Annotated in this window: 22 protein-coding genes and 1 pseudogene; 19 read left to right on the top strand and 4 right to left on the bottom strand. The window is 37.9% G+C overall.

Translation table 11 applies throughout. The features are described 5' to 3' along the window. Nucleotides 1-29 precede the first annotated feature (29 nt). The 10 genes from BLW49_RS23845 (at nucleotide 30) to BLW49_RS23890 (ending at nucleotide 12,668) form a co-directional block, all read left to right on the top strand. Nucleotides 30-1,721 (top strand): sensor histidine kinase, encoded by a 1,692-nt coding sequence (locus BLW49_RS23845; protein WP_090727331.1) that lies wholly within the window; start codon nucleotides 30-32, stop codon nucleotides 1,719-1,721. Nucleotides 1,722-1,737: 16 nt separating this feature from the next. After that, entirely contained in the window at nucleotides 1,738-2,409 is a 672-nt protein-coding gene (locus BLW49_RS23850) for a LytR/AlgR family response regulator transcription factor (RefSeq protein WP_090727332.1), read from the top strand. A 327-nt stretch (nucleotides 2,410-2,736) separates the two neighbouring features. After that, on the top strand, nucleotides 2,737-3,903 hold the full coding sequence (locus BLW49_RS23855) for a DNA polymerase III subunit beta (protein WP_090727334.1): 1,167 nt from the start codon (nucleotides 2,737-2,739) through the stop codon (nucleotides 3,901-3,903). Nucleotides 3,904-3,970: 67 nt separating this feature from the next. Further along, a complete protein-coding gene (locus BLW49_RS23860) occupies nucleotides 3,971-5,014 on the top strand; it encodes a DUF6094 domain-containing protein (RefSeq protein ID WP_090727336.1) in 1,044 nt (347 codons plus the stop codon). A gap of 34 nt (nucleotides 5,015-5,048) precedes the next feature. After that, complete coding sequence (locus BLW49_RS23865; RefSeq protein WP_090727338.1) at nucleotides 5,049-5,690, top strand: hypothetical protein; 642 nt, start codon at nucleotides 5,049-5,051, stop codon at nucleotides 5,688-5,690. Next, on the top strand, nucleotides 5,687-8,512 hold the full coding sequence (locus BLW49_RS23870; RefSeq protein ID WP_090727340.1) for a DEAD/DEAH box helicase family protein: 2,826 nt from the start codon (nucleotides 5,687-5,689) through the stop codon (nucleotides 8,510-8,512). Before BLW49_RS23865 ends, BLW49_RS23870 begins: the two co-directional genes overlap by 4 nt. A gap of 173 nt (nucleotides 8,513-8,685) precedes the next feature. Next, nucleotides 8,686-9,030: a hypothetical protein gene (locus BLW49_RS23875; protein WP_090727342.1), complete on the top strand. Its 345-nt coding sequence runs from the start codon at nucleotides 8,686-8,688 to the stop codon at nucleotides 9,028-9,030. Between the two features lie 23 nt (nucleotides 9,031-9,053). After that, a complete protein-coding gene (locus BLW49_RS23880) occupies nucleotides 9,054-10,844 on the top strand; it encodes a DUF4365 domain-containing protein (protein WP_090727343.1) in 1,791 nt (596 codons plus the stop codon). Between the two features lie 705 nt (nucleotides 10,845-11,549). Then, the gene (locus tag BLW49_RS23885; RefSeq protein ID WP_090727345.1) at nucleotides 11,550-11,936 is read left to right on the top strand and encodes a PadR family transcriptional regulator; all 387 of its coding nucleotides are present in this window, start codon (nucleotides 11,550-11,552) and stop codon (nucleotides 11,934-11,936) included. Between the two features lie 75 nt (nucleotides 11,937-12,011). Continuing rightward, nucleotides 12,012-12,668, top strand: coding sequence for a hypothetical protein (locus BLW49_RS23890; RefSeq protein WP_090727346.1), 657 nt, complete (start codon nucleotides 12,012-12,014; stop codon nucleotides 12,666-12,668). Nucleotides 12,669-13,323: 655 nt separating this feature from the next. On the opposite strand, the gene BLW49_RS23895 is transcribed toward BLW49_RS23890, so the two are convergent. Both BLW49_RS23895 and BLW49_RS23900 read right to left on the bottom strand, forming a co-directional pair. After that, complete coding sequence (locus BLW49_RS23895) at nucleotides 13,324-16,281, bottom strand: Tn3 family transposase (RefSeq protein WP_090727348.1); 2,958 nt, start codon at nucleotides 16,279-16,281, stop codon at nucleotides 13,324-13,326. A 12-nt stretch (nucleotides 16,282-16,293) separates the two neighbouring features. Further along, on the bottom strand, nucleotides 16,294-16,866 hold the full coding sequence (locus BLW49_RS23900) for a recombinase family protein (RefSeq protein WP_090727350.1): 573 nt from the start codon (nucleotides 16,864-16,866) through the stop codon (nucleotides 16,294-16,296). Between the two features lie 280 nt (nucleotides 16,867-17,146). On the opposite strand from BLW49_RS23900, the gene BLW49_RS23905 reads away from it, so the two are divergent. The 9 genes and pseudogenes from BLW49_RS23905 to BLW49_RS23945 all read left to right on the top strand — a co-directional run bounded on the left by BLW49_RS23905 (nucleotide 17,147) and on the right by BLW49_RS23945 (nucleotide 25,259). Next, nucleotides 17,147-17,350 (top strand): hypothetical protein, encoded by a 204-nt coding sequence (locus BLW49_RS23905; protein WP_061786336.1) that lies wholly within the window; start codon nucleotides 17,147-17,149, stop codon nucleotides 17,348-17,350. A 138-nt stretch (nucleotides 17,351-17,488) separates the two neighbouring features. After that, a complete protein-coding gene (locus BLW49_RS23910) occupies nucleotides 17,489-17,719 on the top strand; it encodes a hypothetical protein (RefSeq protein ID WP_061786335.1) in 231 nt (76 codons plus the stop codon). Nucleotides 17,720-17,976: 257 nt separating this feature from the next. Next, nucleotides 17,977-19,236, top strand: coding sequence for a CYP152 family fatty-acid peroxygenase CypC (locus BLW49_RS23915; RefSeq protein WP_090727351.1), 1,260 nt, complete (start codon nucleotides 17,977-17,979; stop codon nucleotides 19,234-19,236). A gap of 380 nt (nucleotides 19,237-19,616) precedes the next feature. Then, a complete protein-coding gene (locus BLW49_RS23920) occupies nucleotides 19,617-19,982 on the top strand; it encodes an ArsR/SmtB family transcription factor (protein WP_090727353.1) in 366 nt (121 codons plus the stop codon). Then, complete coding sequence (locus tag BLW49_RS23925; RefSeq protein ID WP_090727354.1) at nucleotides 19,975-22,140, top strand: heavy metal translocating P-type ATPase; 2,166 nt, start codon at nucleotides 19,975-19,977, stop codon at nucleotides 22,138-22,140. The genes BLW49_RS23920 and BLW49_RS23925 overlap by 8 nt, the downstream gene beginning before the upstream one ends. A 200-nt stretch (nucleotides 22,141-22,340) precedes the next feature. Further along, nucleotides 22,341-23,759: a dihydrolipoyl dehydrogenase gene (gene lpdA, locus BLW49_RS23930; protein WP_090727356.1), complete on the top strand. Its 1,419-nt coding sequence runs from the start codon at nucleotides 22,341-22,343 to the stop codon at nucleotides 23,757-23,759. Between the two features lie 85 nt (nucleotides 23,760-23,844). Further along, the gene (locus BLW49_RS23935; protein WP_090727357.1) at nucleotides 23,845-24,594 is read left to right on the top strand and encodes a ZIP family metal transporter; all 750 of its coding nucleotides are present in this window, start codon (nucleotides 23,845-23,847) and stop codon (nucleotides 24,592-24,594) included. 102 nt (nucleotides 24,595-24,696) lie between these two features. Beyond that, a pseudogene (locus tag BLW49_RS23940) lies at nucleotides 24,697-24,780 on the top strand (hypothetical protein); the annotation flags it as partial. Between the two features lie 17 nt (nucleotides 24,781-24,797). Continuing rightward, entirely contained in the window at nucleotides 24,798-25,259 is a 462-nt protein-coding gene (locus BLW49_RS23945) for a putative iron-sulfur cluster-binding metallochaperone (RefSeq protein ID WP_090727359.1), read from the top strand. A gap of 276 nt (nucleotides 25,260-25,535) precedes the next feature. Here the strand turns inward: BLW49_RS23945 and BLW49_RS23950 are convergent, their stop codons facing one another. Then, the gene (locus BLW49_RS23950) at nucleotides 25,536-25,829 is read right to left on the bottom strand and encodes a hypothetical protein (protein ID WP_243356598.1); all 294 of its coding nucleotides are present in this window, start codon (nucleotides 25,827-25,829) and stop codon (nucleotides 25,536-25,538) included. 58 nt (nucleotides 25,830-25,887) lie between these two features. Then, nucleotides 25,888-26,268 (bottom strand): signal peptidase II, encoded by a 381-nt coding sequence (gene lspA, locus BLW49_RS23955; protein WP_256209929.1) that lies wholly within the window; start codon nucleotides 26,266-26,268, stop codon nucleotides 25,888-25,890. Nucleotides 26,269-26,371: the final 103 nt, after the last annotated feature.

Here is a 26,371-nt window from a genome sequence, read left to right on the forward strand (position 1 = left end):
GGGGCAGGACTTAGGAAGGATATGTTTTTATGCCTGTAAGAAAATTTGCACTTTTATCCGCAATAACTATATTCATTTTCCTATTAACAAATCTATTCATATTCTATAATATAAGCAAAAAGACCTTTTTAAATCATATGTCAAGTGACACAATGGTCATTTCAGAACATATTTCTTCTGATATAGATAATTTTAGCGGTGCTATTAAGATCTCCGATGCGCTATTATCGGATTCTTTACGAAATGCAGCTATAGCAATACGCAATAGTCTGCCGATAAAGTATAAAGATGTTACAAATGATCAGTTGAAGGATTTAGCAAGTCGTTTAGAGGTCAGTGTGATTTCATTAATTGCACCAGTAAAGGGGGAGTATAGTGTTGTACGGTCTTCAGATGCATCTCGGATAGGTAAGAAGACAAGGAATTGTGATACATGTGATACAGCGATGTCCGAGCCCTACTGGTCTGCTAAGCCAACTGTGCAGTCTATTAATTCTGAGACTCATCATAAACATGGTTATTACTATGACGGAGAAGCGAATTATATTATCAACCCTTATGTAGATAATGGATATTATTTTTTAGTTAACCAAGAGTTGGACGTAGATACATATGTAAACAACATTCTCCAAGACCATAAGGGGGAGTTACTTGATATAACTGCGTTTTGGATAGATGTTATCGAACCTTCTGTAACTAAAGAGCTAACCAATACTGCCCCTCTTAGAGGGTTTAATCCCACAGAGGAGGACATATTTTTAGGTTCAAACTCATTTGCGAGTCCTAGAGATATAGATCACATACAAAGAACTGCATTAACGGGGGATTATACAACATATGTAGACGTAATAAACGGCCAACGTGTCATAAAAACTTTCTACCCAGGTGTCATTGATGGATATACGTTTATTATTAGCATCACAGGCAACATGGAAACATCGAACCCGGTATTGAACAGTCTTATTTCTAAGTACGGGATTCTTATAACAAAGGTAACGATTATAAGTCTATTGTTCGGGTGGGCTGTACTGAGGTTGTCTAAATATCCAGGTAGTTTTGTTACGATTGAGCATGAAAAACCTGAGGGTAATATCGATCACTTGTGGGTCGAGGTAAAAGGTCAACGACATGACTTGAACAATCATCTCGATACCTTGCATGGTCTTCTTGAACTCGGTTTTTATACTGAGGCAAAAGAATATATTAATGATTTAGTAGAAGAGACTTCAACTATCAACGAGATAATTGATATTGGGCAGCCGGAAATCGCAGTTTTGATTCTAGCTAAGATGTCACAGGCAACTGCTAAGGATATCGATTTTCAGTTTGAAATACTAAATAAAACTAAATCAAAGTTAGTTCTTTCAGGAAACAGAAAAATGGACTTAGTAAAAATCCTCGGAAACCTGTTGGATAATGCGTTTGATGAGGTGATGAAGCTGAGTCCAGATCAAAGACTGGTTGTGCTTAATGGAGAAATACGTAACGATGTGTTTCAATTTCTGGTAAAAAATAAATTGAGCCAACAAATATCTCCTGCCATGATTGAGCAGATGTTCCTTCCAAGGAAAACTACAAAAAACAGCACTGGAATAGGGTTAAGCATTGTAAATGAGAGGGTAAAGCGCAATGAAGGAAGCATTATTTGTCAGCTTCCGGAAGAAGGCTTTATCCAGTTTGATGTGTTGTTACCGATGGAACAGAGTAAACTAACGGAATAGAGTAAGAGGTGCAAAAATGGAAACAAATTTTACAATTATTATAGCTGAAGATGGAGTTGTCCAACGAGGAAAATTAAAATTATATGTCGAGAAGATGGGACATACCGTCGTAGACATGGTAAGTTCGGGTTCACGTTTGATTGAAAGCTGCGCAATATACCGACCGGACATTGTTCTCCTTGATATCGGACTCGAGAAGCTGGATGGATTATCCGCATTTCGTATACTTCGAGAAAGCGGGAATAACTCAAAAATGATCTTTGTGACGGGTTCTGGGAATCCTACACATCTTTTAGCGAGCTATGATTTGGATAGCGTTGATTACATCCTGAAACCCGTAACCTTTGAACGACTAAAAAAGGCGATAGATAAAGCTGCTATACAGTTGAGTGCAGAGAACATCTTAAGTACAAGACAGAATGAGGATGTAAACATGATCACTGTTATGTCTAACAGACGTGATCTACTAGTAAACGAGAAAAAGATACTTTTCGTCGAGAAGATTAACGATACAAAATGGATAAAGATTCATCTCAAAGATGGAGAAATCATTGAAACAAGAACACCTTTAAAAAAAATATTGGATCAGACATCGAGGATTATTTTTTGTCCACATCGGAGTTTTCTCGTAAACATGTTGTGTGTGGAGGAGGTAGGGCAGATCCAGTCACTAAAGGAAACTATCTGATCTCATTGCAGAATTCTGTTGCCGTTATCTTACTTTCTAGAAACCACTATGAAGAATTCTTACAACGACAATCTGAACTGAAGAATAGGATGAACATTGATGGCTGGTTAAGCTTGCAGGGAACCAATTGAATTAATATAATGATGGTATTACGATTTACCATTATTTTTCACCACCGCTATCATTTCGGTAGGTGAGCGAGTAACCCAATTTAGGGAACATAAATATGAGGCATGAATTGCCGTGGAGAACAAAGACACGCCAAAGGTGTGTTTTTTTGTTTCTTCACGGCTTTTTTTGTGCTTAAAAACTGGGAGGAATTTAGAAATGGCAAAAGCAGTGGAAGAACGTGTTACTACGGCAGTTAAGGCAGAGGGAGTATCGTTTACCGTTGATCATGAAGCGATTATGAACGTATTAACGACTTGTTCTAAGGTAGTGCCGAGAAGCAGCGTTGTTCCAATACTGAAATGTATTAAGTTTGATTTAAACAAAGATGTTCTTTTCGTTACGGCAATGTCCGATTCCCAATCGGTTATTGTGAAACTGCAGGTAGAGAATACAGGAAATCAGGATGGGAGCTATCTATTTCCTTCAAGAGAAGGAATAGAACTTGTAAAACGTTTGCCAAGCGGTTCGCTATCGTTCAGTGTAAATGAGGCCTCTGTACGTATCTCGTATGGGAACAATGGTTCTGCATCGCTTAAGGTCTTGGATCCGGACGAGTATCCTCAGCTGCCGTCAGTGGCCGGAGTAAAGTTTGTGCCGGTTCCAATGGATGCCCTGCGAAAGGGTGCTGCAGCCCAGCGTTTTGCCTCAACTGATTCCAGTACTGCTATTCTCTGCGGTATTAATATCCGCAAAGTAGAGGATAAGCTTGGATTTACCGCGACGAATAGGCATCGGATATATGATTTCGTTTCTGACGTAAAGATACCAAATCCAGACGAGTTTCGTGGTGGAGTTATCGATGCTATAAATTTCAAAAGTATCGTAGATACTTTTAGAACCTCTGAAAGAATTGATTTGGCAGTGACGGATCATCATTTAATTTTAAGAGACCGTAGCAGCAATTCAGTGTACTTTGGTAGGCTAGTTGAGGGAAGTTATCCTGATATTGCGAAACTCTGTGAGATGCCTGAGCAGTCCTGTCTTGCAAGGATTCCGCTTGGGCGCCTCGACGAGACGTTGAACCGGATGTTATCGCTAGAATCCGAAAATCATCGTGTATATTTTTTACATGGAGATAACGGAGAGCTGGTTGTTAAATCGGAAAGCCACACAGGTGAGATTGTAGAGTCAATTGAAGGCTCCGTTGTAGATAAAAGTATGGGAATGATCAGGTTCAATGCTCGATATCTGAGGGATGCCCTTTCAGCCAGTGACCGGGATGTGAACGATGTTTTATTTAACATTACAGGTCAGAGTACTCCATCATATATTACGTATGATGGAGATCCATCGGTATTGAACGTTGTATTACCCGTGAGGTAATAAATATCAAGATAAAAGAGAGCTGCGCATGCGCGGCTCTTCTAATTTCTATTGGGGGTTAATAAATATGTCCGATAACATGAAGCGCATGTTTGATCGAATTATTAGAAACAAAATTCGTATGGGTAACTTTGAGACAACTGATCGAGATATGGACTGCGTACGAAAACTATTACAATTTCCTGATCGGCCGTTCTCAGCTGCGGATTTTTGTGCAGGAAGTGGCCGTGCAATGGAGATTCTTACACAAGGTTCAAAGGCTGTAACGTTTGGTGTGGAACCTAATGAAGAGAAGTACCTGGAGCTCCGAGAGCGCGTACACCAAGCATGTTTTGGAGGCTATGAACAGTGCCGTATCTCTAAGGACTACTTCAGGCTCATATACTTAAATCCTCCCTATGATGATGATTCGGAATCAGAGGAGAGCAAGCGAGAGCGTAAAGAAAAGGTGTTCCTTCGGCACATCATTCAGTACTTGGCGGTTGACGGAATACTTATCTATAACATTCCGAGGCGACGTATGACTAAGGATATTGTCAATTTGCTAGTCACTAATCTGGATGAGATTAATGTTTATCAATCTCATGACGATACATACGGTCAAGTATATGTTTTCGGTCGTAAACGATCTGTAAAGTTCATTGATCGACCGGAAGTACAAAGAATACTTGGATTAGTTGCTGAAGGAATTGTACTTAGTCGGTTACCTGAAGCAATAGATCCTATTTATAAAGTGCCGGCAGGGAACGTCACTCCAAAATACTTCAGATCGATAATCATGGACGTAGACCAGCTCAGGGTCGTTTCTTGCCATTCATCTTTGTCACGAAGAGGCATGGAATGGACGACACCTAAAGCACCTGCTTTGAAGCTGCAGCCGCTCCTTCCGGATAAAGAAATGCATAGGGTCCTAAGAATGGCCTCAGGCCGATTAAACGGAAAAGTTGGCAGCGGAGAACTTCTTCACGTTCTAAAAGGCATTGTGAAGAAGGATGCTACTACGGAAATTGAAAAAGTCGGGGATGAGACCATAGAGACGACAAGGGAAACCTTTAAGATTACCTTTCGTATCGTGGACCGGTTTGGAAATATTCGAACGGTTCAGAGCTAACATCTTAGAAAGCAGATGAGGGGGAATAGAGACCATGAAATTTATGGAGTTTACTCATAAGGATATATATGTGAAGGTTCATTGCTCACTATTAGTGACAAAGTATGATTCAACTACTAAAAATAATTATCTCATTTATACGAATGTTATAGATATTGATTCGCGTGTGCAGGCAGTTTTTGCTCAATTTCATCATGCCAAGAAAGCAGAAGATGTAACTTTTCGTTTCTATCATGCACCGCGTATTGGAGAGAAAGGGTATGATCGATCCTCTTTCTATATTAAACCCTATGGAAAATACAAGCATCTCTCACAGCGCGAAGATGAGACGCTGGTTACCGGAATTGTTGCCAGTGAAAGAGTTTTATCGCGCCAGGACCAAGGTTATTGTATTTTTGCATGGGATGGCAATATACACGAAAGACTTTTCTGGGCAATCGATGCTTACTATGAGACGCCAATGCTAGAAGAGTGGATCCCTTACTTATATCTTCGGCTATTCCAGGATGGTTATCTCGTTCAACTTGATGTATATGATTACACGGGAGACTATCAAAACCTGGTTGCTTTTGAGCTGCTCGCTGGAGAGGAAATATTGGATGAGTATATATCTTATGGACTCAGAACAGGGGCAATTCAACTGGTTGAGGATATAAATGGGGAGGCCGTTTCATGAGTGAATCTTCAGAAATAAGCAATGTGGTGATTGAGGCAATTGACCCTGCTCTGGAAGAGAAAAAGGTTTCCTCTCTTTCCGATGTGGAATCTATTGGGGATTATTTAGGGTTATTTGGAGCAGACCTGATTAGACGTCTTAACGATGAATATGTACCAGTTCATCATCCAGGTCAAAATAAACCACTCCAGTTGTTAGAGAACCTTAAGCGTCCATTATTTCAAGCACAAGCTCACGTCGTAACTGCATTAATTAAGGGGTTTCAGCGTCATCGTAATCTCTTAGTTATTGGTGAGCCTGGAACAGGGAAAACATCCGTCTCTATCTCAGTTTTTTATTCCCTAATCACAGAATTACTCCAGAAAAAATCTGGACGGGTTCTTTATATGGTCCCAAATCATCTGATAAAGAAGACGAAGCGGGAATGGGGTATTCTGCTAGATAAGGATCTGTTTGAGGTTCACTTTCTATCAGACTATATTGACGTTATCAAGCTCCGAGATAGCAGAAGATTGGAGACGAAACCTAAAAAAATTGAGGTTTACATCATTGCAAGGGATACTGCTAAACTAGGTTATATTTACGAACCGGTTGCACATTGGTCGGACCGTACATATCAGCAGCAGTTTCAAAACAATGATGGGACAGTTCGAACTGTTGAAAAGGTTGCTTTTCGCGGATGGAGATGCCCCGATTGTGGTGGACAATTAATGAAAGAGAAAGAGGACAGTCTTGTACCGATGGAGTATGAGGACTTTTTTAATAAGCATGGAAAGCCTACGCGTAGAAAAACGAACTTGTACTGTTCTAATCAAGTACGCCTCTATAAAAATGTAGATCCCGACAAGGATGAGACCCGTATTTGTGGGTCAAGACTTTGGCAGGCGAAGAATTCGAAAAAATCATATATATCTGGTAAGCCGAAACCGGTTGCTGGGGTGGCGCCACGAAAAGTATCTCCTGCGGATTTGTTTAAGCGTTGGTTTAAAGGCAAATTTGACCTGGCCATCGGTGACGAATGCCATGAGTTAGCAGGAGGGAGCGCTCAAGCTCATGCTTTTCATGTATTTTTGAATTGTGCCAAACGAGGGATCGCAATGACCGGAACTTTGTCCAATGGTTATGCTTCTTCCTTATTCGAATTGTTTTTCCGGATGTTTCCCTCTCGTCTGAAGCAGATGGGCTTTAATTGGGGAGACGTAGGAAAGTGGGTCGATTTGTACGGTGTACGGGAAAGGGTCACTAAAATACGTGATGACGGAGATTTGAACAGCTCTAGTAACGGGAAGTCGAAAAGGACAAGTGTTAAGGAGTTGCCGGCTGCCGCACCGCAGCTCTTCACGGACATACTCAGTGACGTTGCAGTTTTTATACAGATGGCTGATATGTTCGAAGTCCTGCCGGAACTCAAAGAAGGACCGATGAGTGTTCCTCTTGAGGGTGAAAGAAGACTTATAAGCTGCAAAACCCAAATTGTTCGACGACCAGGTAGAAAGAGAAAGATTGAAAAGAAAATGAGGTTACTTGCGCCAGATTGGTATCTCAGAAAAAATCTGACTGAAGTCGAAAATCGTCTGCGAGAAGCTGTGCAAAAAGAGCTCGCTGCAGGTGGCCAGTCGGTACTTCTAGGGAGCCTTGTGAATACACTTTTGAGTTATTCAGATGTCCCTTTCAATTTCGAAGGTGTCTTTCATCCGGATACAGGAGAATGCATAGTGCCGGGTAGTTACCGGCTTAGTGAGCGCCTATTATATCCTAAGGAGCTTCAGATGATCAAGTTTGTCCGATCGCAGCTAAAGCTCGGGCGAAGGGTAGGCATTTATGCGACTTATACGGGGAAAATGGGCACTCTGCAGCGACTCTCTCAGTTACTTGAAGAAAGAGGGATAAAGACAGCCCTACTTGGAACAGAGGTAAAGGGACCAGATAGAGAAGAGTGGATTGCCGAAAGGGTAAGGGAAGGTGCTCAGGTAATACTGACGAATCCAATCCTGGTTAGCACTGGCCTTGATTTATTGATGTTTCCTTCACTTTATTTCTATCAGACTGGGCACCGTCTGAATATTGTGCGGCAGGCATCAAGACGGCATTGGCGGATAGGTCAGCCGAATAAATGTCTTACTGTTTACAACTCATATCAGGGAACAATGCAGGAGCTGGCCATTAATCTTATGGCAGCCAAAATGAGCGCTGCCCAAGCCTTAGAAGGTCAGTTTTCCCAGGAAGGCTTATCAGCTCTTACTGAAGGTTCTGGAGGAAGCCTTGCTACGGAATTGGCGAAACGCTTTGTTGGTAATAATATCGAAGGTGTGGAAAGTGCTGAGTCCATTTGGGGCAAGATGACTATAGATGCGACTCAGTTTATTCCGGAATCTTCGGTACAAGCTTTGGTACAGGAAGATACTATTAACGACAATTCCAGTGATTTTGTTGAGGTGGAAGTTCCTTCAGTAGATGTTATTGAAGCGGGATCCCTGCAAGAAGTACTCCTTAAATGGGCAGATGAGTCTATACCAGCTGATCTTCATTCACGATTTGAGCAACAAATAAAATATGTTGTGGAGCGAGTAAAGCAAGGTGTAGAGGGCTTAGAGTTCTCCTGCAGTGCTGAGTCTACGGTTCTAAGCTGGGATCGTTCAAAAGCACCAAGAGATGCGATTGATTTTCGTCGATGGGTTTTTAACTTGACGAATAAGATTGTTCATGAGCAGTCTACATCGAAACAGGAGAAAATTAGACTTGTGGTCGAAGGTAATAAACCAGCTGCCAAAACGAAGAAGAAATACAACGTGGGTGCTGGGCAGATAGCTTTCAATTTTTGAATCTCCTATTAGTGATCTGAAAAATGAGTTTGATAATACAGAAAATCGTTATAAAAAAAGGTGCTGGCTTGCCGGCATCTTTTTTCTGTTTTTATTTATGAAAAAATTTTGTGAAAATCAACTTCCGTTATATGATAAATACAAAATATACGGAAAAAGGGAGGTTTTTATCTATGGGAACACAGAAAATTAATCCAACATGCAGAATTTGTGAGAAGCTCAATGATGAAATGACCCATTGTGCTGTCTTTGGAGCAATAACACCAGAAAATACTAATAATACAGCGCTAGGGGCGGCTTGTGCTAAGTCAGGTGATTATGTGAGATTGTTACATGCACGTCCTAATGAGTACAATTATGGTTATAGACAAGTAGATAGTGTTGTTGCTGAGAGAGAAGATGAGGAGCTTTTAGTATTTGACGCAGCTGATGAGGCAGAGGGTTTTCAAATTCAGAATGGCATTACATTAGAGGAATGGGCAAGAATGACCTTCGGCAATGGAAATAATCAGGTCTGAAAACAAAATAAGGGGGATCCAGGGTGGCCAAGCTTTCAAATCAGAAGAAGGAACGTCAGACGGTAAATGCAATTGAATATCTGGCAAATTTACCAGACTCCTATTTGATACCTGATATACCAGTTGGAGATAAGGGAATTTCGTTTGACGGGCATATCTCTGTAATGAAGGATGACTCAGAGACTAAAGAATCCCTAATTGGAAGGGTACCTGTACAAGTGAAGGGGACTGAAATAGAGCATTTCACTGAAGGGATTAGGAGCTTCAGCTTCGAGTTAGCTGATTATCGAAATTTTTTTAATTCTGATGGTGTTCTCTTACTTGTTGGAGAGGTCAAACCGAACGGAGAAACTAAGCTTTTTTACAAAGCTTTGCTTGCTCTCGAGATAAATGAATTACTACAACGTTTTAACAAACAGAAACAGAGGGTTATTGATTTACGACCACTGGATGAAACAAGGTTATATGATGTTTGTTATAAATTTTTGACTGAACAAACACTGCAATCAAGGCAGCTCGTAACGCATAAGCCGTTTCAAATTCATGAGTTTCCAGAATTAAGGTTGACCAGTATGACTTACTCTCCTTCATTTGATGAGTCTTTGGAGAAAATTTTCGAACATGACTTCACAATGTATGGTGTCCGAAACCAAGCTCACTTTCCTTTAAATAGGATTAGAATTGAATCCATCAATGTGATTGAAGGTGTTATTACATTCAGTGATGATCAAAGAAACTATCACGTTTTTACTGACATCGAAATAAAACAAGGTGTTAAATTTATAACTTTAGAAAAATCATATGTTCTTAGTTTAAGTGATATTGATGGTGTTATTATACTTAATTATGAAGTCCTAAATTTTCACACTCTTTCTGCTCAGTTAAAAGTTGTTCCTCTGCTTATCAGTTTGTTTTCAGGGAATAAATTAAGTTTTGAAGGTGGCGCCTATATTCATATGAGTCCTCAAAAAGATACTCTAGCAGAATTACTGGAATGGTATGACTGTTTGCTCGAATTAGAGAAAACTTTTGAGCTTTTGGGTATAGAAAAAACAACAGTTATTGAACAAAAACAAGATCGTCAATTAGGTTTGGAGCTAGAATGGTTAATTCTTCGGGTGCTGAAAAATGATGTTCGAGGATTTTCATTTGAAAAATCGAAAAGTGGAATGTTTAATTTTTATGTTGGTGATAAATCAATCCTATTGTTCTATAATTCAACAGCCAAGAAGAAAATTGTAAGTGCTTTTTCGGATAAAGTAGCTGATGCAAGAGTGTATTTTAGAGATGAAAATGATGAAAAGTTTCCTCACAGTATATATTTATTACTTACTGATGATGCACTAGCAGAAGGAGTAAATCTTAACAGTCAAGTGATTTGTCAAACTTTTGATCAATTCGATCCCTTTATGAATAACACATCAGCAGATCATACGAATAGTTTCTGTTTAAAATGCATTAACGCATTTATCAAGTCTGGAAAGAGTGAGCTCTTGGATATAGCTGACTACATTTATGATAAAGCCAAGGGGACTGCGAGTGAGAACGAGGAGTATATTCGTATCAACAAGTTACAAATCAAACTTTGGCGAGATGGACGTCTAACTTCCGAAGATAGTAAATATCTGTATCAAAAAAAGATGAAAGCTATAAAAGAAGAAAATCAGGCGTTATCATTTTGCGTTAATGTATTGCTTAAAAATTCTGAAGAGAGTAAGTTTTTCTTTAGCTTGATGGATAAACAAGTACAAGAATACTATATGACACTGCCCATCTATAAATTGTATGAGTCTTTTAATCCTGTAACTGAATGATCAGTTATCAGATCTTCGGGGTAAAAAGGTCAAACCCGCTTTTTGTTTTGTATATAAAGAAAGGTGGGTTTGATTACTCATACCAGTGTTTACACTAAGCGTGTTTACACGGTTAACACGAACTCGTATTGCTTCGTCGTCGCTCTTCCTGCTACCGTCCACCGTATCCATCCATTGTTTGTCCGGCTGGCTGCCCCCCCCAGATAATTCTCTCACTAGATATACAACTTCGTTAACTTACTTACATCTGCGATTATGTACCTTCAACACAGACCTTTTTTCCGTCCTCTTTTTTTATTTCTTCTACAATTTTTCTAATTCTTTTGATACCTTTTAAACCCGGTTTTTGCGCAGCGCGCGGCCCCCCCGACAGTCGTAATCTGTTGCTGGATTCGGATTAAGTTACATTGTTATTATCTACAGCTACATACCTACTTAGCAAAAGAATAGATCCGGATTGAGTTGCAGATATAGAGCTCTGCAGCTAGGTTCGAATCTAGATACAGAAGAAGTAGAAAATTGGTATAAAGGGGATAAACAAAAGAGATTGCTCGTATGATGGAGAGCGGGAAGGAAAAGGCGTGTAAACACGGATAGTAATTCCACGCTTTGGTTGAGAAATATGTTATAATTAGTACATTATACGGGGCCCTGCCCTATTCAATTTAACGGTTAACATTGATACTTTGCAAGAGGAGGCGTGTTATGCCTAGAAATGATAATCCCGTAGAAAAAGAGGGAACCTTGGGTTATGTTGTTAAAGTGCAGCAAGTGATTGATTTCGTTGTTTTATCCGAGCTGCAGGGCGGAAAGCAGCTCTATGTTAGTGAGCTGGATAAAAAGATTGCGTCCGTTTTAGGCGGAGTTGGCGTGAACGATTCATATCTTAGTGCTAGGCTCAGAAAGTTGGCCGAGAATGGGCACGTCATTCGTGAGTGGAAAGGTGATGATCGATACAACCGGTATTATAGCATCACTGATTCTGGCCACGAATACTTCGTTCAAATGTTACGTGATCTACCTGAACGAGTCACAATGGCAAAGAAGGTCTATTCTAACTTTGAAAAATACATGAAGAAGTTTGATGTATAAGAATGTACTAAGCACTAAAATCAGTTTCCCTCCAGTTCGGATGTAACTGATGTATTTATGTGGGGAGTGAAAAATATGGACGATCTGAATTACCCAGATATTGTTCGAAGGCTAAAGGAGTCATTTCCAAAAGGAACAGTCAAGCTGCGATCCGATACACAGAAAGCTTATATTCCGAATCAGATATATACTGACAGGCTGGAAGCTGCAACGGAGGGGCAGTGGAGCAAAACCATTAAAGATATCGAAATCAATTTGGAGCAGCAGTACGTTAAAGTAATAGTTTCAATTTCTATAAGTGATTACAGCAGAGATGGATTCGGCTTCGCATATATTGATAAAGATGGCCAGGGACGTCCGAAAGTATCCAACGCACTTGATCAGGCTGCCGCAAGCGCTTTTGTTGAAGCGGTAGATAGTTGGCAAATGGGATGGAGTGATCTTGCTCCATATAAGGACTGGGGAGATAATCCAGCTTTGCGTCACCTCATAGGCAGTAATCCTGCTCCAGAAGGACAGAAACGAGTTGTCCATTCCAATTCAAGGATTGAGCGAAATTGTATAATGGCAGGCTGCGGAAAACCACTATCAGCTGATGAATGGGAGCTGCTCAAACAAGTTCCAAATCTCAACCGTGATAGAATGATTTACTGTTTTGATCATCTTCCAGAGCATTTAAAAAGAAAAATCCCCGACAAAGAAATGAAAGCATTCTTGCAAAGTCAAGAATAAAATTAAAGAGCCAGTATTAATGAAAAAGTCAGCACGGCGATATATCTCCTGGTAAAGATACAATACGTACTACAAAAAACCTGACAGCTACGATTAGCTGTCAGGTTTTTTGTTGAAATGAAAGTATTATTTGATCATTATACTGATAGTTAGAATACGGTGTCTCGATCATTATATGCTGGCCATCTATTTGAACTTTTATCGAAGCTTACACTTGCACCGTAATTAGCTGCCCCCCCAGAGAAGGAAATACTATTAATAGAGGTAGTGTCCCAAGTGTGCGCATAAACTGTGCGAGCGTTACCATTATAATTTACAAATTTAGAGTCATAAGTAACCGAAGCTGCAAATCCCCAACCGATATAGGTTGCTATTGGCACACCATCTCTTTGAATGCGTGCTTTGTCCTGGAAATCGAATGCTACCCCTAGTTTTCCGTTACCCCAAGAAACACTACGGGATTCGAAAGAATGACCATCATTGTCATGCCAGTATCCCAAAATTTGTCGATATTATTTAAAACACAGTTTCTTCAGTAAAGTTTGTTTTTTCCATTTAGGGGTACCGCCAACATTTTGACATAAAACCCACGTTAAGACAATAAATGGAAAACAAAAGCTGATTTCTCTAACGCTAAGAGAATATCAGCTTATCTTTATGTCTTTAATGGACGTAGTTTATTTGAGTTAGGTGCCTTTTTTAAGTCAAATGTATATTCACCTAATAAGTTTATGTGTTCCCAACCTAATGGGGAAATGTGAGGTAATAATTCCTCTTTTAATAATCCTTTAGCTTTTAATATCTTCGTAGCTTCTGTAAGGTAAACTGTATTCCAAACTGTTATAGCATTTATAAGAATATTTAAGGCACTAGCCCGTTGAAGTTGATCTTGCAATCCTCTTTCCCTTAACTCTCCACGTTTCCCAAAGAATAAGGCTCTTGCTAATCCATTCATTGCTTCTCCCTTATTTAATCCTCTTTGGACACGCCGACGTAATGTTTCATTAGAAATATAGTCTAATATAAAGATTGTTTTTTCAATTCTTCCCATTTCACGTAAAGCTGTTGCCATTTTATTTTGGCGAGAATAGGATCCTAACTTACCTAAAATTAGAGAAGCTGATACTTTTCCTTCTCGTATAGAATGTGCTAATCGTAAGACATCATCATAATTATCTTGAATGACTTTAATGTTGATTTTCCCCCGTAAAATGCTTTCAATTTTTGAATAGTCATTAGATTTATCCATAATATAAAGTTTAGAGTCTGATAGATCCCGCATTCTAGGAGCAAAACGAAAACCTAATATATGGCTTAATCCAAAGACTTGATCTGTATAACCAGCAGTATCTGTATAATGTTCTTCAATAGATAATTCTGATTCATGATGAAGCAACCCATCTATAACATGGACGGCATCCCGAGCGTTAGTGTTAATAACCTTTGTATAAAAGGAAGAAAATTGATCGCTTGTGAATCTATAGATAGTAGTTCCTTTCCCAGTTCCGTAATGTGGGTTTGCATCAGCATGAAGAGAAGAGACGCCAACTTGTACACGCATGCCATCCGAAGATGAGGTACTCCCATTTCCCCAATATTTTGATAAAGAAAGATGATGTTGAAAATTTACTAAAGTAGCTTGAGCTTTACTCAAAGAATCCTCATGTAATCGCCATTGGGCTGCATTAGCTAACTGATGATAGGTGATTCCTGGTGTTGCTTCAGCCATTTTGGTAAGACCGATATTGGTTCCCATGGCCATAATCGTAGCCATTACAATAGACTTTTCTTCTCCCTTAGGAGGACGATTACTAGACGCATGAGTAAGGTGTTCATCAAATCCTGTCCAATTTGAAACTTCAATCAATAAATCAGTAAGTTTTACCCGTGGTAACATGTTATATAAAGTTTGGCTAAGAGATTTGGCTTCTTCCGGTGTATCTTTCTCTAAACGGTCAAGCCGTATCCTTGACTTGTCAATACTTATTCCCTCAAGAGAATCTATGTTTTCCATTATATAATTTAATCTTTCATTTAAAGCTGTATTTCTCTCAATAATATATTCTTGAGCTGACATACCAACAGCTAATCTATTGCTTGTATACTTAGTTTCATCCCAATTATCTTTAGAGACTAAGTATTCTTCAAAATCCTTATGTAACCTGCTTCCAACAACCCATATATCTCCTGAACGGATATGGTTTTTTAATTCGGTTAGTGCTGCTAATTCATAATACTTTCGATTAATATTTCCATCTTCATCATAGACATGTTTCTGCCATCTCTTTGGCACAAAATCCAATGGCGCGCCTTCGGGAATATGGCGCTTCTTATTATTGTTAATTTCACGCAAGACATTTAGAGCACGCAATAAAGGCTCAGTAGCCTGAGTCGTATGGAACTCCAATTTACTGAGAAGTACCGGTGTATACTTTCTAAGGTAACTAAACCGGGTGACCAACAAATCTAAGTAATCGTAGTCCATAGGACGAGCTAAACGTTTTGCTTCTTCTATAGAATCAACAATCTTTTCCCATGGCATTATTTTCTCTAATACTTCAAATGGATCTAGCTCTTCATTCCGTGCTTTTACTAAAGCTTCGCCAATATCCGCAAAGTGTAGTACTTTTTCATTGATAGATTTCCCATTTTGCTTTTGCAGTTCTTCTTGTGCTTTTCTACCCTTTGACTGTAAAATCATAATTTGGCGGTCATGAATTTCGATAGCTTGATCAATTAGATCTTGACTAAGAGTTAATAGGTGAGCTACAAGAATAGCGTACCTTTTATTCTCATTAAACCTCCGAAAGGAATGAGGTTCATATCGGGCGCCTAGCCTAGCAAGCTGTAGCAGCCTATTCGAGTGAATATTTTCGGCCTCTGTTGAAAGATTTAATAAACGAACATATTCTAATCTCTCAATTACCTTTAAAAAAGCATCTGGTGATGATTGACCTGGTATTTCCCTTAGCCATCCAAGCTTAGTTTTGGATTTATCGGAAGGTGTATCAATTAATTTCTCCAATTGTTGTTTTTGCCAAGGAGATAACGGTTTATAGAGTGAATTATATACTTTCTCCTCTGCCCTTCGCCTTGTTTCCCATACTAATCTTTCGATCGTTGTCATAGCAGGCAGAATGATTTTTCGCTTTCGCATTTCTTCTAAAGTCATCCTTATTAGAAACAGTGCATTTGAATTTTCAATTGCATGGGGTAGTAATGCGTGTGAAATAACCCGATATGAGTGGGCAGAAAAATTAGAGAAACCATAGTGTTTTCGTATTTCTTCCATATGTTCATGTTTTGTTTGCTCTCGTTCGGAATATAGTTTAAATTCATTTGGGTCTACTTGTAGCTGTTTAGCAACATAGTTTATCACCTTATCAGGAATACTTTTAATATCTGAAATTGACCAACCTGGATAACGAAAAAGACAGATTTGAATAGCGAATCCCAATCGATTATGATCTCTTCTTCTACGTCTTATTACCTCAATATCATTTTGTGTAAGGGTATAGTAGTATGCTACTTCCCAATTACTTAAAGTTGAAGGGATTGTCAAGAAATCCTTTCTTTGATCAGGTGTTAGTAGTTCTCTTGCTCTTAGGTACACAGGAAATTCCCCCTATTCTAACCCAACAGTTTGAATTTTTTCCAAAGCTCTATACAAAACTGATTTACTTACACCCGTCATATCCGTAATTTCCTTGATGCTATATTGATTAGAAGAATGTAGTTTTAAAGCGCGTTCCACCAACTTGGGGTCTTTGGAAGGTCTTCCTCCGATTCGACCTCTCATTCTTGCAGATTGTAATCCAGATTTTGTACGTTCACTGATAATATCCCGTTCTAATTCAGCGATGCTCGCCATTGTTCGGAAGAAAAAGCGTCCCATAGCTGTTGATGTGTCAATGCTATCCTGTATAGAAATAAAATTGACTTTTTTTTCTTCAAAGGTTTCGGCCAACTCAATAAGGTGCTTTGTGGATCTTGAAATACGGTCCAATTTATAAACGACCACAGAATCTCCTTCACTTATAGCCTTAAGAAGCTGCTCTAATTCTGGGCGTTCTTTTTTCGTTCCGGTCATTTTCTCTTTGTAAATAACAGCTGCGCCTGCTTTCTCTAAAGAGTCAAGTTGAAGATCTAAGTTTTGGTCTTGAGTAGAAACACGAGCATACCCAAAAATTTTCCCCATTTTATCCTCTCCTTCTGAAACAATTATTCCCTAATCCGGATAAATCGTCAATTTTAGGGAAGATGTTAAAGGGAAGGGTTTAGGGATTAGAAAACAACAAAAATAAGTGAATTACTGATAAGTAAAAAATTATCCCTTAAATGTTCGTTTTAGGGAAAATCTTATTTATTGAATTTTATACTAATGTGGAAATGTGATAAATGGTTGAGCTACCCCCTTATATAAGGGGAACGCCTAAGTTTAATATTACATAAATATATATACTATGTGTGGTTATTTTATGGAGGTGAGTGTATGCACCAATGCCGTTGTTGTCACGGTGCAGGCTGTTGTCGTTATTGTGGTGGTGCTGGTATGTGCTGTTGTTGTAGTGGGCGTGGATGTCACCACTGTCAGGGAAGTGGATGTTGCCCTTGTTGTCACGGTGGAAAAAGATGTGGTTGTTGTGGTGGATCGGGTGTTCAACCAATGTAAAGCTTACTAATCCTATTCAGACGGGAGCTTTTTATCCTAAGCTCTCGTTTCTTATGTTTGTAGTGTTAGAAATCTAGTGAGTGTTAATTAGCGGTATAGTATAATACCATTGGACACATCAATCATTTTTACATAAGGGGGAAAAGGGATGAGAAAAGTAATATTTTCTTTAGCATTTTTAGTAGTGATGGCATTTAGTGGTTCTGTTTATGCAGCACAATCGGAAGAGATGGATTGTTGTCAATCAAAAAAAGAATGTATGGAAATGTGTGAGGAAATGAACTGTCAAATGGATTGTTGCGAAATGGCGAAAAATGGAAAAATGAAAATAAAAGATTGTAAGAAAATGATGAAAAAGTCAAATATGGATTGCTGTTAAGTTAGTATAAAGGATCTTCCAATAGAAACCACCTATTGATTTTACTACATTTTAAACATGGTACACTCAGAATGAACACAAAAAATAAAAAAAACCTAATTTGGATTAGGGTCTTAGGCTGTCGACAAAGTCGGCAGCCATTTTCTTTATCTTGATAATGTTCATTATATAGTATGTTGATCCAAGTTTTTTTCAAGAGTAATTAGGGAAAAGTTACAAAGAATAAAATTATCACTAATAAAATGGAGATGAATGATATGTCAGATACAAATCAAATGCCTCGTGAAGAAGGAATAGATCATAGCTTGACCCTTATGAGAGAAGGATATATGTACATTTTAAACAGACGTAAAAGTTTTAATTCTAATATTTTCGAGACCCGATTGCTTGGAAAGAAAGCAATCTGCATGGTAGGAAAGGAAGCTGCGGAAGTTTTTTATGACACGGAGAAATTTAAAAGGAAAGATGCAGCACCGAACCGGGCGGTTCAAACATTGTTCGGGAAGAATGGTGTGCAGGCATTGGATGGACAAGATCACAAACATCGGAAAGAAATGTTTATGTCCATCATGTCTCCTAAAGGACTTCAAAACTTAATAAACATTACAAAAATACAGTGGAAGAAAGCACTAGATAAATGGGAACAGATGGATGAAGTTATTCTTTATGAAGAAGTAAAAGAAGTCCTATGCAGAACAGCCTGCCAGTGGGCAGGTGTCCCGTTGGAAGAAGACGATGTTAAGGAAATGACAAAAGACTTGGCGGCGATGTTCGAGTCTCCGGCTGAAGTTGGTCCAAACCATTGGCTAGGGAGAAATGCACGGAATAAAGTAGAAAATTGGATTGGTGAGTTGGTTGATAAGGTGCGTAATGGGGAAATTAATCCTCCAGAAGATACTGCTTTACATAGATTTGCCTGGCATCGCGATTTAAAAGGGAATCTTCTGGATACCGAGACTGCTGCTGTGGAAGTGATCAATATCTTGAGACCTATTGTGGCGATCGCTATATTCATCAATTTCACTGCGCTGGCATTGTATCATTATCCGAAAGAAAGGGAGAAACTTGAATCCCGTGATGAAAAATATGCTCAGATGTTTGTACAGGAAGTTCGCCGTTTTTATCCGTTTTTTCCGTTTGTCGTAGCATTGGTAAAAAAAGATTTCACCTGGAACGGCTATAAATTTGAAGAAGGCACATTAACTTTACTGGATCTTTATGGCACAAATCATGACCCTGAAATTTGGGAAAATCCAGATTTGTTCAGTCCTGATCGGTTTGATAAATGGGAAGGAAGCCCATTTGGCTTCATTCCGCAGGGTGGTGGTGATTACTTTATGGGTCATCGCTGTGCTGGAGAGTGGATCACCGTTGAAGTCATGAAAGTAAGTCTTGATTATCTAGCCAACCAAATGGAATATGAAGTTCCTAACCAGGATTTAAGTTACAGCATGGTGAGCATACCAAGTATTCCACATAGTAAAGTAGTGATAAAGAATGTTAAACGAAAGGTATAATCACACTAAATTATGGATATTCATTAGAAAGATAAATAAAAAAGTGACTCCATAATTATCGGAAAACCGTTTTATAGGTAGACCCCCTAATGTTTATTGAGAATTTAAAAAACAAAGCCTGATTTTTCTAACACGGGAGAAATCGGGCCTTTTATGGTGAAAAAAACTCTATGTTTAAATCTGTGTTTACCTGACGTACTCATTCTAGGTGTTCTACATAAATGGAAATTAAATTTAGTTATATATTAGAATTATTTATTACAAACTAAAAAATATAAAAAATATTTTTTGATTTATATTCAAACATATATTTGACTATTTGTTTTTGTTTGCATATAATAATAATCAAACAAACATTTGATTGATGTGGGGTGGAAAACTTGCAAAATGATGCATGTGAAGTTACGTGTATAGATGACGAAAAAGTCATAAGAGTTAAAAATGAACTAATCCAACAAAATCCTTTGGAAGTAGCCAAAATTTTTAAAGCATTATCAGACGATACTAGGATTAAAATTGCATATAGTCTCTCTTTAGAAGATGAATTGTGTGTATGTGATGTAGCAAATATTGTTGGTGCTACAACTGCCACTACATCTCATCATTTGAGGTTACTTAAAAATCTTGGATTAGCTAATTATCGAAAAGAAGGAAAGTTAGTCTACTATTCATTAGATGATGAGCATGTAAAGCAACTAATACAAGTTGCATTTGCACATCATAAGGAGGTTGTAAAAATTGTCTGAAGCAAAAGCATTAGAGGCTGAAAAAAATGTTTACCGCGTTCAGGGGTTTACATGCGCAAATTGTGCAGGAAAATTCGAGAATAATGTAAAACAGCTTCCTGGAGTAGAGGATGCAAAAGTAAATTTTGGTGCATCTAAAATTGCTGTTTACGGTAATGCAACAATTGAAGAACTAGAAAAAGCCGGTGCATTCGAGAATCTTAAAGTGACTCCTGAAAAATCTGCTCGCCAAGTTTCACAAGAGGTAAAAGAAGATACGAAAGAAGAAAAAGTTCCATTTTATAAAAAGTATAGTACATTACTTTATTCAACTTCGTTCCTTGCTTTCGGTTATCTCTCCTACTTTGTAAATGGAGAAGAAAATCTTCTTACAACCCTATTATTTTTAGCATCAATGTTGGTAGGTGGATTGTCGCTTTTTAAAGTAGGTTTGCAAAACTTATTACGCTTTGAATTTGACATGAAAACCCTTATGACAGTAGCTGTTATAGGTGGAGCCATTATTGGTGAATGGGGAGAAGTTGCCATTGTTGTTATTCTCTTTGCGATTAGTGAAGCACTTGAGCGATTCTCTATGGACAGAGCAAGACAATCGATTCGTTCATTAATGGATATCGCTCCTAAAGAGGCACTCGTTAGACGTAATGGACAAGAAATAATGATTCATGTCGATGATATTGCTGTTGGGGATATTATGATTGTAAAACCAGGTCAAAAGATTGCGATGGATGGTGTAGTCGTAAGTGGCTACTCTGCAGTCAACCAAGCAGCTATTACCGGTGAATCAGTCCCTGTTGAGAAAACAGTTGATGATGAAGTATTTGCAGGTACATTAAATGAAGAAGGATTACTTGAAGTAAAAATAACGAAACTTGTAGAAGATACAACGATTTCTAAAATTATTCATCTTGTAGAGGAAGCACAAGGAGAACGGGCTCCTTCGCAAGCATTTGTCGATAAATTTGCAAAATATTACACACCGATCATTATGATCATTGCAGCATTAGTTGCTATCGTCCCTCCTTTATTCTTTGATGGTAGTTGGGAAACATGGGTTTATCAAGGATTAGCTGTTCTTGTTGTTGGTTGTCCTTGTGCGTTGGTCATATCGACTCCGATTTCTATCGTTTCAGCGATTGGGAATGCCGCAAAAAAAGGTGTCCTTGTAAAAGGCGGAGTGTATTTAGAAGAAATGGGTGCCTTAAAGGCTATTGCATTTGATAAAACAGGTACATTAACAAAAGGTGTCCCAGCTGTAACTGATTTTAATGTGTTGAACAAACAGATAAATGAAAAAGAATTACTATCCATCATTACTGCATTAGAGTATCGTTCTCAGCATCCACTTGCATCTGCGATTATGAAAAAAGCAGAAGAGGAGAACATTTCTTATTCTGACGTACAGGTAGAGGACTTCTCTTCTATTACAGGTAAGGGTATCAAAGGTATTGTAAACGGGACTACTTATTACATTGGAAGTCCGAAACTCTTTAAAGAATTAGCAATTTCTAATTTCGATAAAGACTTAGAACAAAATGTTACTACACTTCAAAATCAAGGTAAGACAGCCATGATTATTGGAACCGAAAAAGAAATACTTGCAGTTATTGCAGTTGCTGATGAAGTTCGTGAATCAAGTAAGGAAATTATTCAAAAGTTACATCAACTTGGAATCAAAAAAACAATTATGCTTACAGGTGATAACAAAGGTACTGCTAATGCTATCGGAGGGCAGGTTGGAGTATCTGATATTGAGGCAGAACTAATGCCACAGGACAAATTAGACTTTATTAAACAGTTGAGATCTGAGTATGGCAACGTAGCTATGGTAGGAGATGGTGTCAATGATGCACCTGCATTGGCGGCCTCAACAGTTGGAATTGCAATGGGTGGAGCTGGTACAGATACAGCCCTGGAAACGGCAGACGTCGCTCTAATGGGTGACGATCTAAGAAAACTTCCATTCACTGTAAAACTTAGCCGAAAAGCTCTGAATATAATTAAAGCTAACATTACTTTTGCAATTGCTATTAAACTGATTGCCTTATTATTGGTAATCCCAGGTTGGTTAACGCTCTGGATTGCAATCCTATCAGATATGGGGGCAACGCTTTTGGTAGCGCTAAATAGTTTAAGACTAATGAGAGTGAAAGAATAACGGGAAAATGGCTAAAAAGGGCTTTCCAGACAGATTGGAAAGCCCTTTTCCAAAAGATGAATTTCATTAATAGGCTACCTTCTATATTTCCAGCCTAATTAAAGATAGAAATATTGGGTATAAGTAAAACATCAATTATTGGTAATTTTTTTATTAAAATAATTATTTTCTTTTTTATAAGATTGAAGGAGGAAACTAAAATGACTGTTGAAGGAAAAAAGGATGTAGATTTGTTAGTTATAGGTGCAGGATCAGGAGGTTATGTAGCTGCTATACGTGCTGCTCAGTTAGGGAAAAAAGTGGTTTTGGTGGATAAGGCAGAATTAGGAGGGGTTTGCCTTAACCGTGGATGTATACCTTCAAAAGCTCTTATTAGTGCTTCTGAACGAGTGAAACACATAAAACATGCCAACTCAATGGGAATAAAGGTTTCTGGTGAAGTTGAAGTAGAGATGCCAGAAGTAGTGAAGTGGAAGGACGGTATTGTGAATAAACTAACGAATGGAGTTCAGACTTTACTGAAAGGCAATGGAGTAGAAGTCATTAGTGGGGAAGCTTATCTTACTGAACCCTATGTTGCCAAAATTAAAATTGGTAACGAAGAACAATTCTTTTCATACAAAGACTTAATTCTAGCGATAGGATCTTTACCTACGGAATTAAAAAGTATGCCCTTTGATAGAAAAAGAATCATCTCTTCAACTGAGGCATTGATGCTTCAAGAAGTGCCAAAACATTTAGTTGTAGTAGGTGGCGGTTATATCGGTTTGGAGTTGGGAACTGCTTATGCTAAATTCGGGTCTAAAGTAACGATTCTTGAGGGGTCAGATACAATTCTTCCAGGTACTGATTCTATGCTTACAAATGTAGTAAAACGTCATTTAAAGGAACTTGGAATTACAGTTATAACGAATGCTTTAGTCCAAGGCGGAGAAAATACAGGCGATGAAGTAAACGTTCAGTTTCAGGTTAATGGAAAGGAAGAGAGAATCCAAGGGGATTATTGCTTAGTTTCCATTGGAAGAAAACCGAATACAGGGAAAATTGGATTGGAAAATATCGGGGTTGAATTAGACCAACGAGGTTTTATTAAAATAAATGATAAGTGCCAAACAAATATTGAACATGTTTATGCCATCGGAGACTGTGCGGGCGGTTACCTCCTTGCTCATAAAGCTAGTTATGAAGGAAAGATAGCTGCAGAGGTAATAAGTGGGCAAAATAGCGTGATTGATTTTCAGGCAATGCCTTTTGTTATTTTCAGTGATCCGGAAGTAGCTTATACAGGTTTAACCGAGAAGGAAGCGAAGGAAAGGGGATATGAAACAGTTTCTAGTCGTTTTCCATTCCAAGCTAACGGCAGAGCTTTATCTGTTTCTGATGCCGATGGTTTTGTACAAGTTGTGGCGGATAAAAAATCTAATCGGGTGTTAGGTGTACAAATGGTAGGGCCAGAAGTATCATCTCTTATTGCTGAAGCAGTTTTTGCAATTGAGCTAGGGGCAACTGCAGAAGATCTTAGCCTTACAATTCATGCACACCCAACCTTACCTGAACCACTCATGGAAGCAGCTGAAGGCGTTATGGGACATGCTATTCATATGCTGAATAAAAAATAATTCGAACAGTTAGAGCATATTTAATTTAACTAGGCCTGCACAATCATACGTGCAGGTCGAATTATTTATTTTGGAGTGACGATTAATGGAAATCATTTTTTATGTAATAACGGCAGCTTTAGCTAATGTTTTGGGCGGTTTTGTTATTTTTCTTAAGAAAAATTGGTCCAGAAGAAGTTTATATGCTCTAATGGCTCTAAGTTCCGGATTACTTTTCTCAATTGCAATTATGGATCTAGTACCAGAAGCTTTAGAAATAATGGAATCAAGTTCAATTTATATAATTTTAGGTTTTGGCATTATATTTTTATTTCAACAGCTGGTAGCACCTCATTTTCATTTTGGAGAAGAAACACATCAATCTCAAACCCATACTACAATGTATGGTGCATTAATAGGCATGATAATACACACTTTTTTTGATGGGTTATCAATTGTAGCTAGTTTTGCAATAAACAGCGGATTAGGTTTTGTCGTATTAATCGCTGTCCTACTACATAAGATACCTGATGGTTTAACTATATCTTCCATTGTATTTGCAAGCTTGAAAAGCAAAAAGAAAGCTATAGGTGCAGCTGTTTTATTAGGTTTATCTACCATAGTGGGGGCTACAGCAGCTTTGTTTCTAACAGAACTCGTTTCTTTACAAAGTAGCATACTTGCCATTTCGCTTTCATTAACTGCAGGTATATTTTTATACATAGCTTTAACAGATTTATTACCTGTTGTAAATGTGACAGAGGATAGGCCTATTATTCTTTTCTTTTTCGGGGGGATCTTTTTAAATTTCGGGCTTCATTGGATGTTTGAGCAATTAGCTCCTCATATACACTAGAATGAAAAGACGTAAATATTGTTTAAGGATATAGGTGTGGCTTTGAAATAAAGTCTGATAATTTGTAAAAAAGCTTGATAATTTATAGATAAAGCTTGATAAAAAGCACCAGATATATATGACTGGGTAGGTGCAGGTATATGTTTAATTGGTGTCTCGGTAATGCTATTTGCACCTCGCCAATAAAAAGGGGAGCGTAAAATATGTCTGATTGTTGTTCTACAAAAGGGCAGGTTTCTGAAAGTAGTAGTAATGAGTTGTGTCCTTCTTGTAATGTAAAAGGGAAAAAAGTAAAAATAATTACGTTAAAATCAATGTTAAAACCAACAATTTTAGGTACATTGAAAGCAGGCTTAACTCATTATTTTTGTTCGTCAAAAGATTGTAATGTTGTTTATTATGATACAGATGAAAAAACGTATTTAAAGTCAGAAATTAAGGTTTCTGTTTATCAAAAAGATAATGCCACAGTTGTTCCTGTCTGCTATTGTTTTGGTTGGACAAAAGAAAAAATTAAACAATATGTTGAAAATGGAATTAATCCTAATCCAGTAGAACATATTCGTGAAAATATAAATGAAAACCGATGTGGTTGTGAAGTAAACAATCCTCAAGGTAGTTGCTGTTTGGGGAATGTAAAGATCTATATCAAAGAACTAACCTAAATAAAGATCCATCTTCAACGAAATGATCAAACTTTTTTATGGAAAATTGAACTAAGTATTGATATGAGAATCCATTTTGATCAATCTTTTTTCAAAATGGATTCTTTTTTTGTGCCGTAGAATATGGGTTTGTTGAACGTTTTTGATTAAACTTTTAAAGCTACAATAGGAAACTGTTTTGGTTTTGAGGAGAATCTATTTTTTATTTCTAAACAAAGAAAGAGCTTGGACATTTATTGTAGCCCATGCTCTTTCTTTTTTGTTGTTTATTTCCTATCAACAATCGTCATACATAGAATGGTTTTGGTTCTGGTGGTTATTCGTGGTACTATCATTTGAATTAGTCTGTTGTATATTTAAATTCTTTGATGTTGAGGTTTCATGCTGGATATTGTTTTGATGATTATCCATGAAAGAATTCATCATTTGAGAACAATAATCCATCATTTGTTGCCAATTTCCGTTCCCTTGACTAGGAGTGCTGTTTGAATGTGCAAGAGCAGCAGTGCCAATACCTAGAAATAAAGCAACAGCTACTATAGACGTAAGTAATTTTTTCAATACTTCCACCCTCCTTTGTCCCCATTATACCCATATATATAAAATACGAAAACAATGAAGATTCTTTTTAAGATTGATTACTTTCTAATTTTGACTCTTTATAAGTGCTAATAAGGAATAAAATAACTCCACTAACTAAAAATACATCCGCAGTATTAAAAATTGGATAATTGATAAATGTAACTTCGAACATATCTGTTACTTCACCAAAAATTAAACGGTCTAAAACGTTTCCCATTGCACCTCCTATAAATAAGCCAAAGGCTATACGCGTTAGCTTATCAGTTACTTTACGAGAATAAATAAGACCAACGACTATCACAATAATTGCAATGCTAATTAAGAATATTTTTTGTCCTGAAAAAATCCCCCAAGCAGCGCCTGTATTACGATGAGATGTCAATTGGAAAAAACCATTAATAACGGGAATGGATTGCCCATAGTCCATAAAATTTCGGGTCTTCGGAATATATAGTGGAATTACTATTTTAATAATTTAAAAACAGTTAGTGTTAAATCGGATTATTTAGTGGAATACTAAGGAAAATAAT

Origin of the sequence: Paenibacillus sp. PDC88, from assembly GCF_900106725.1 — a bacterium.
Taxonomy (GTDB): Bacteria; Bacillota; Bacilli; order Paenibacillales; family Paenibacillaceae; genus Paenibacillus; species Paenibacillus shunpengii.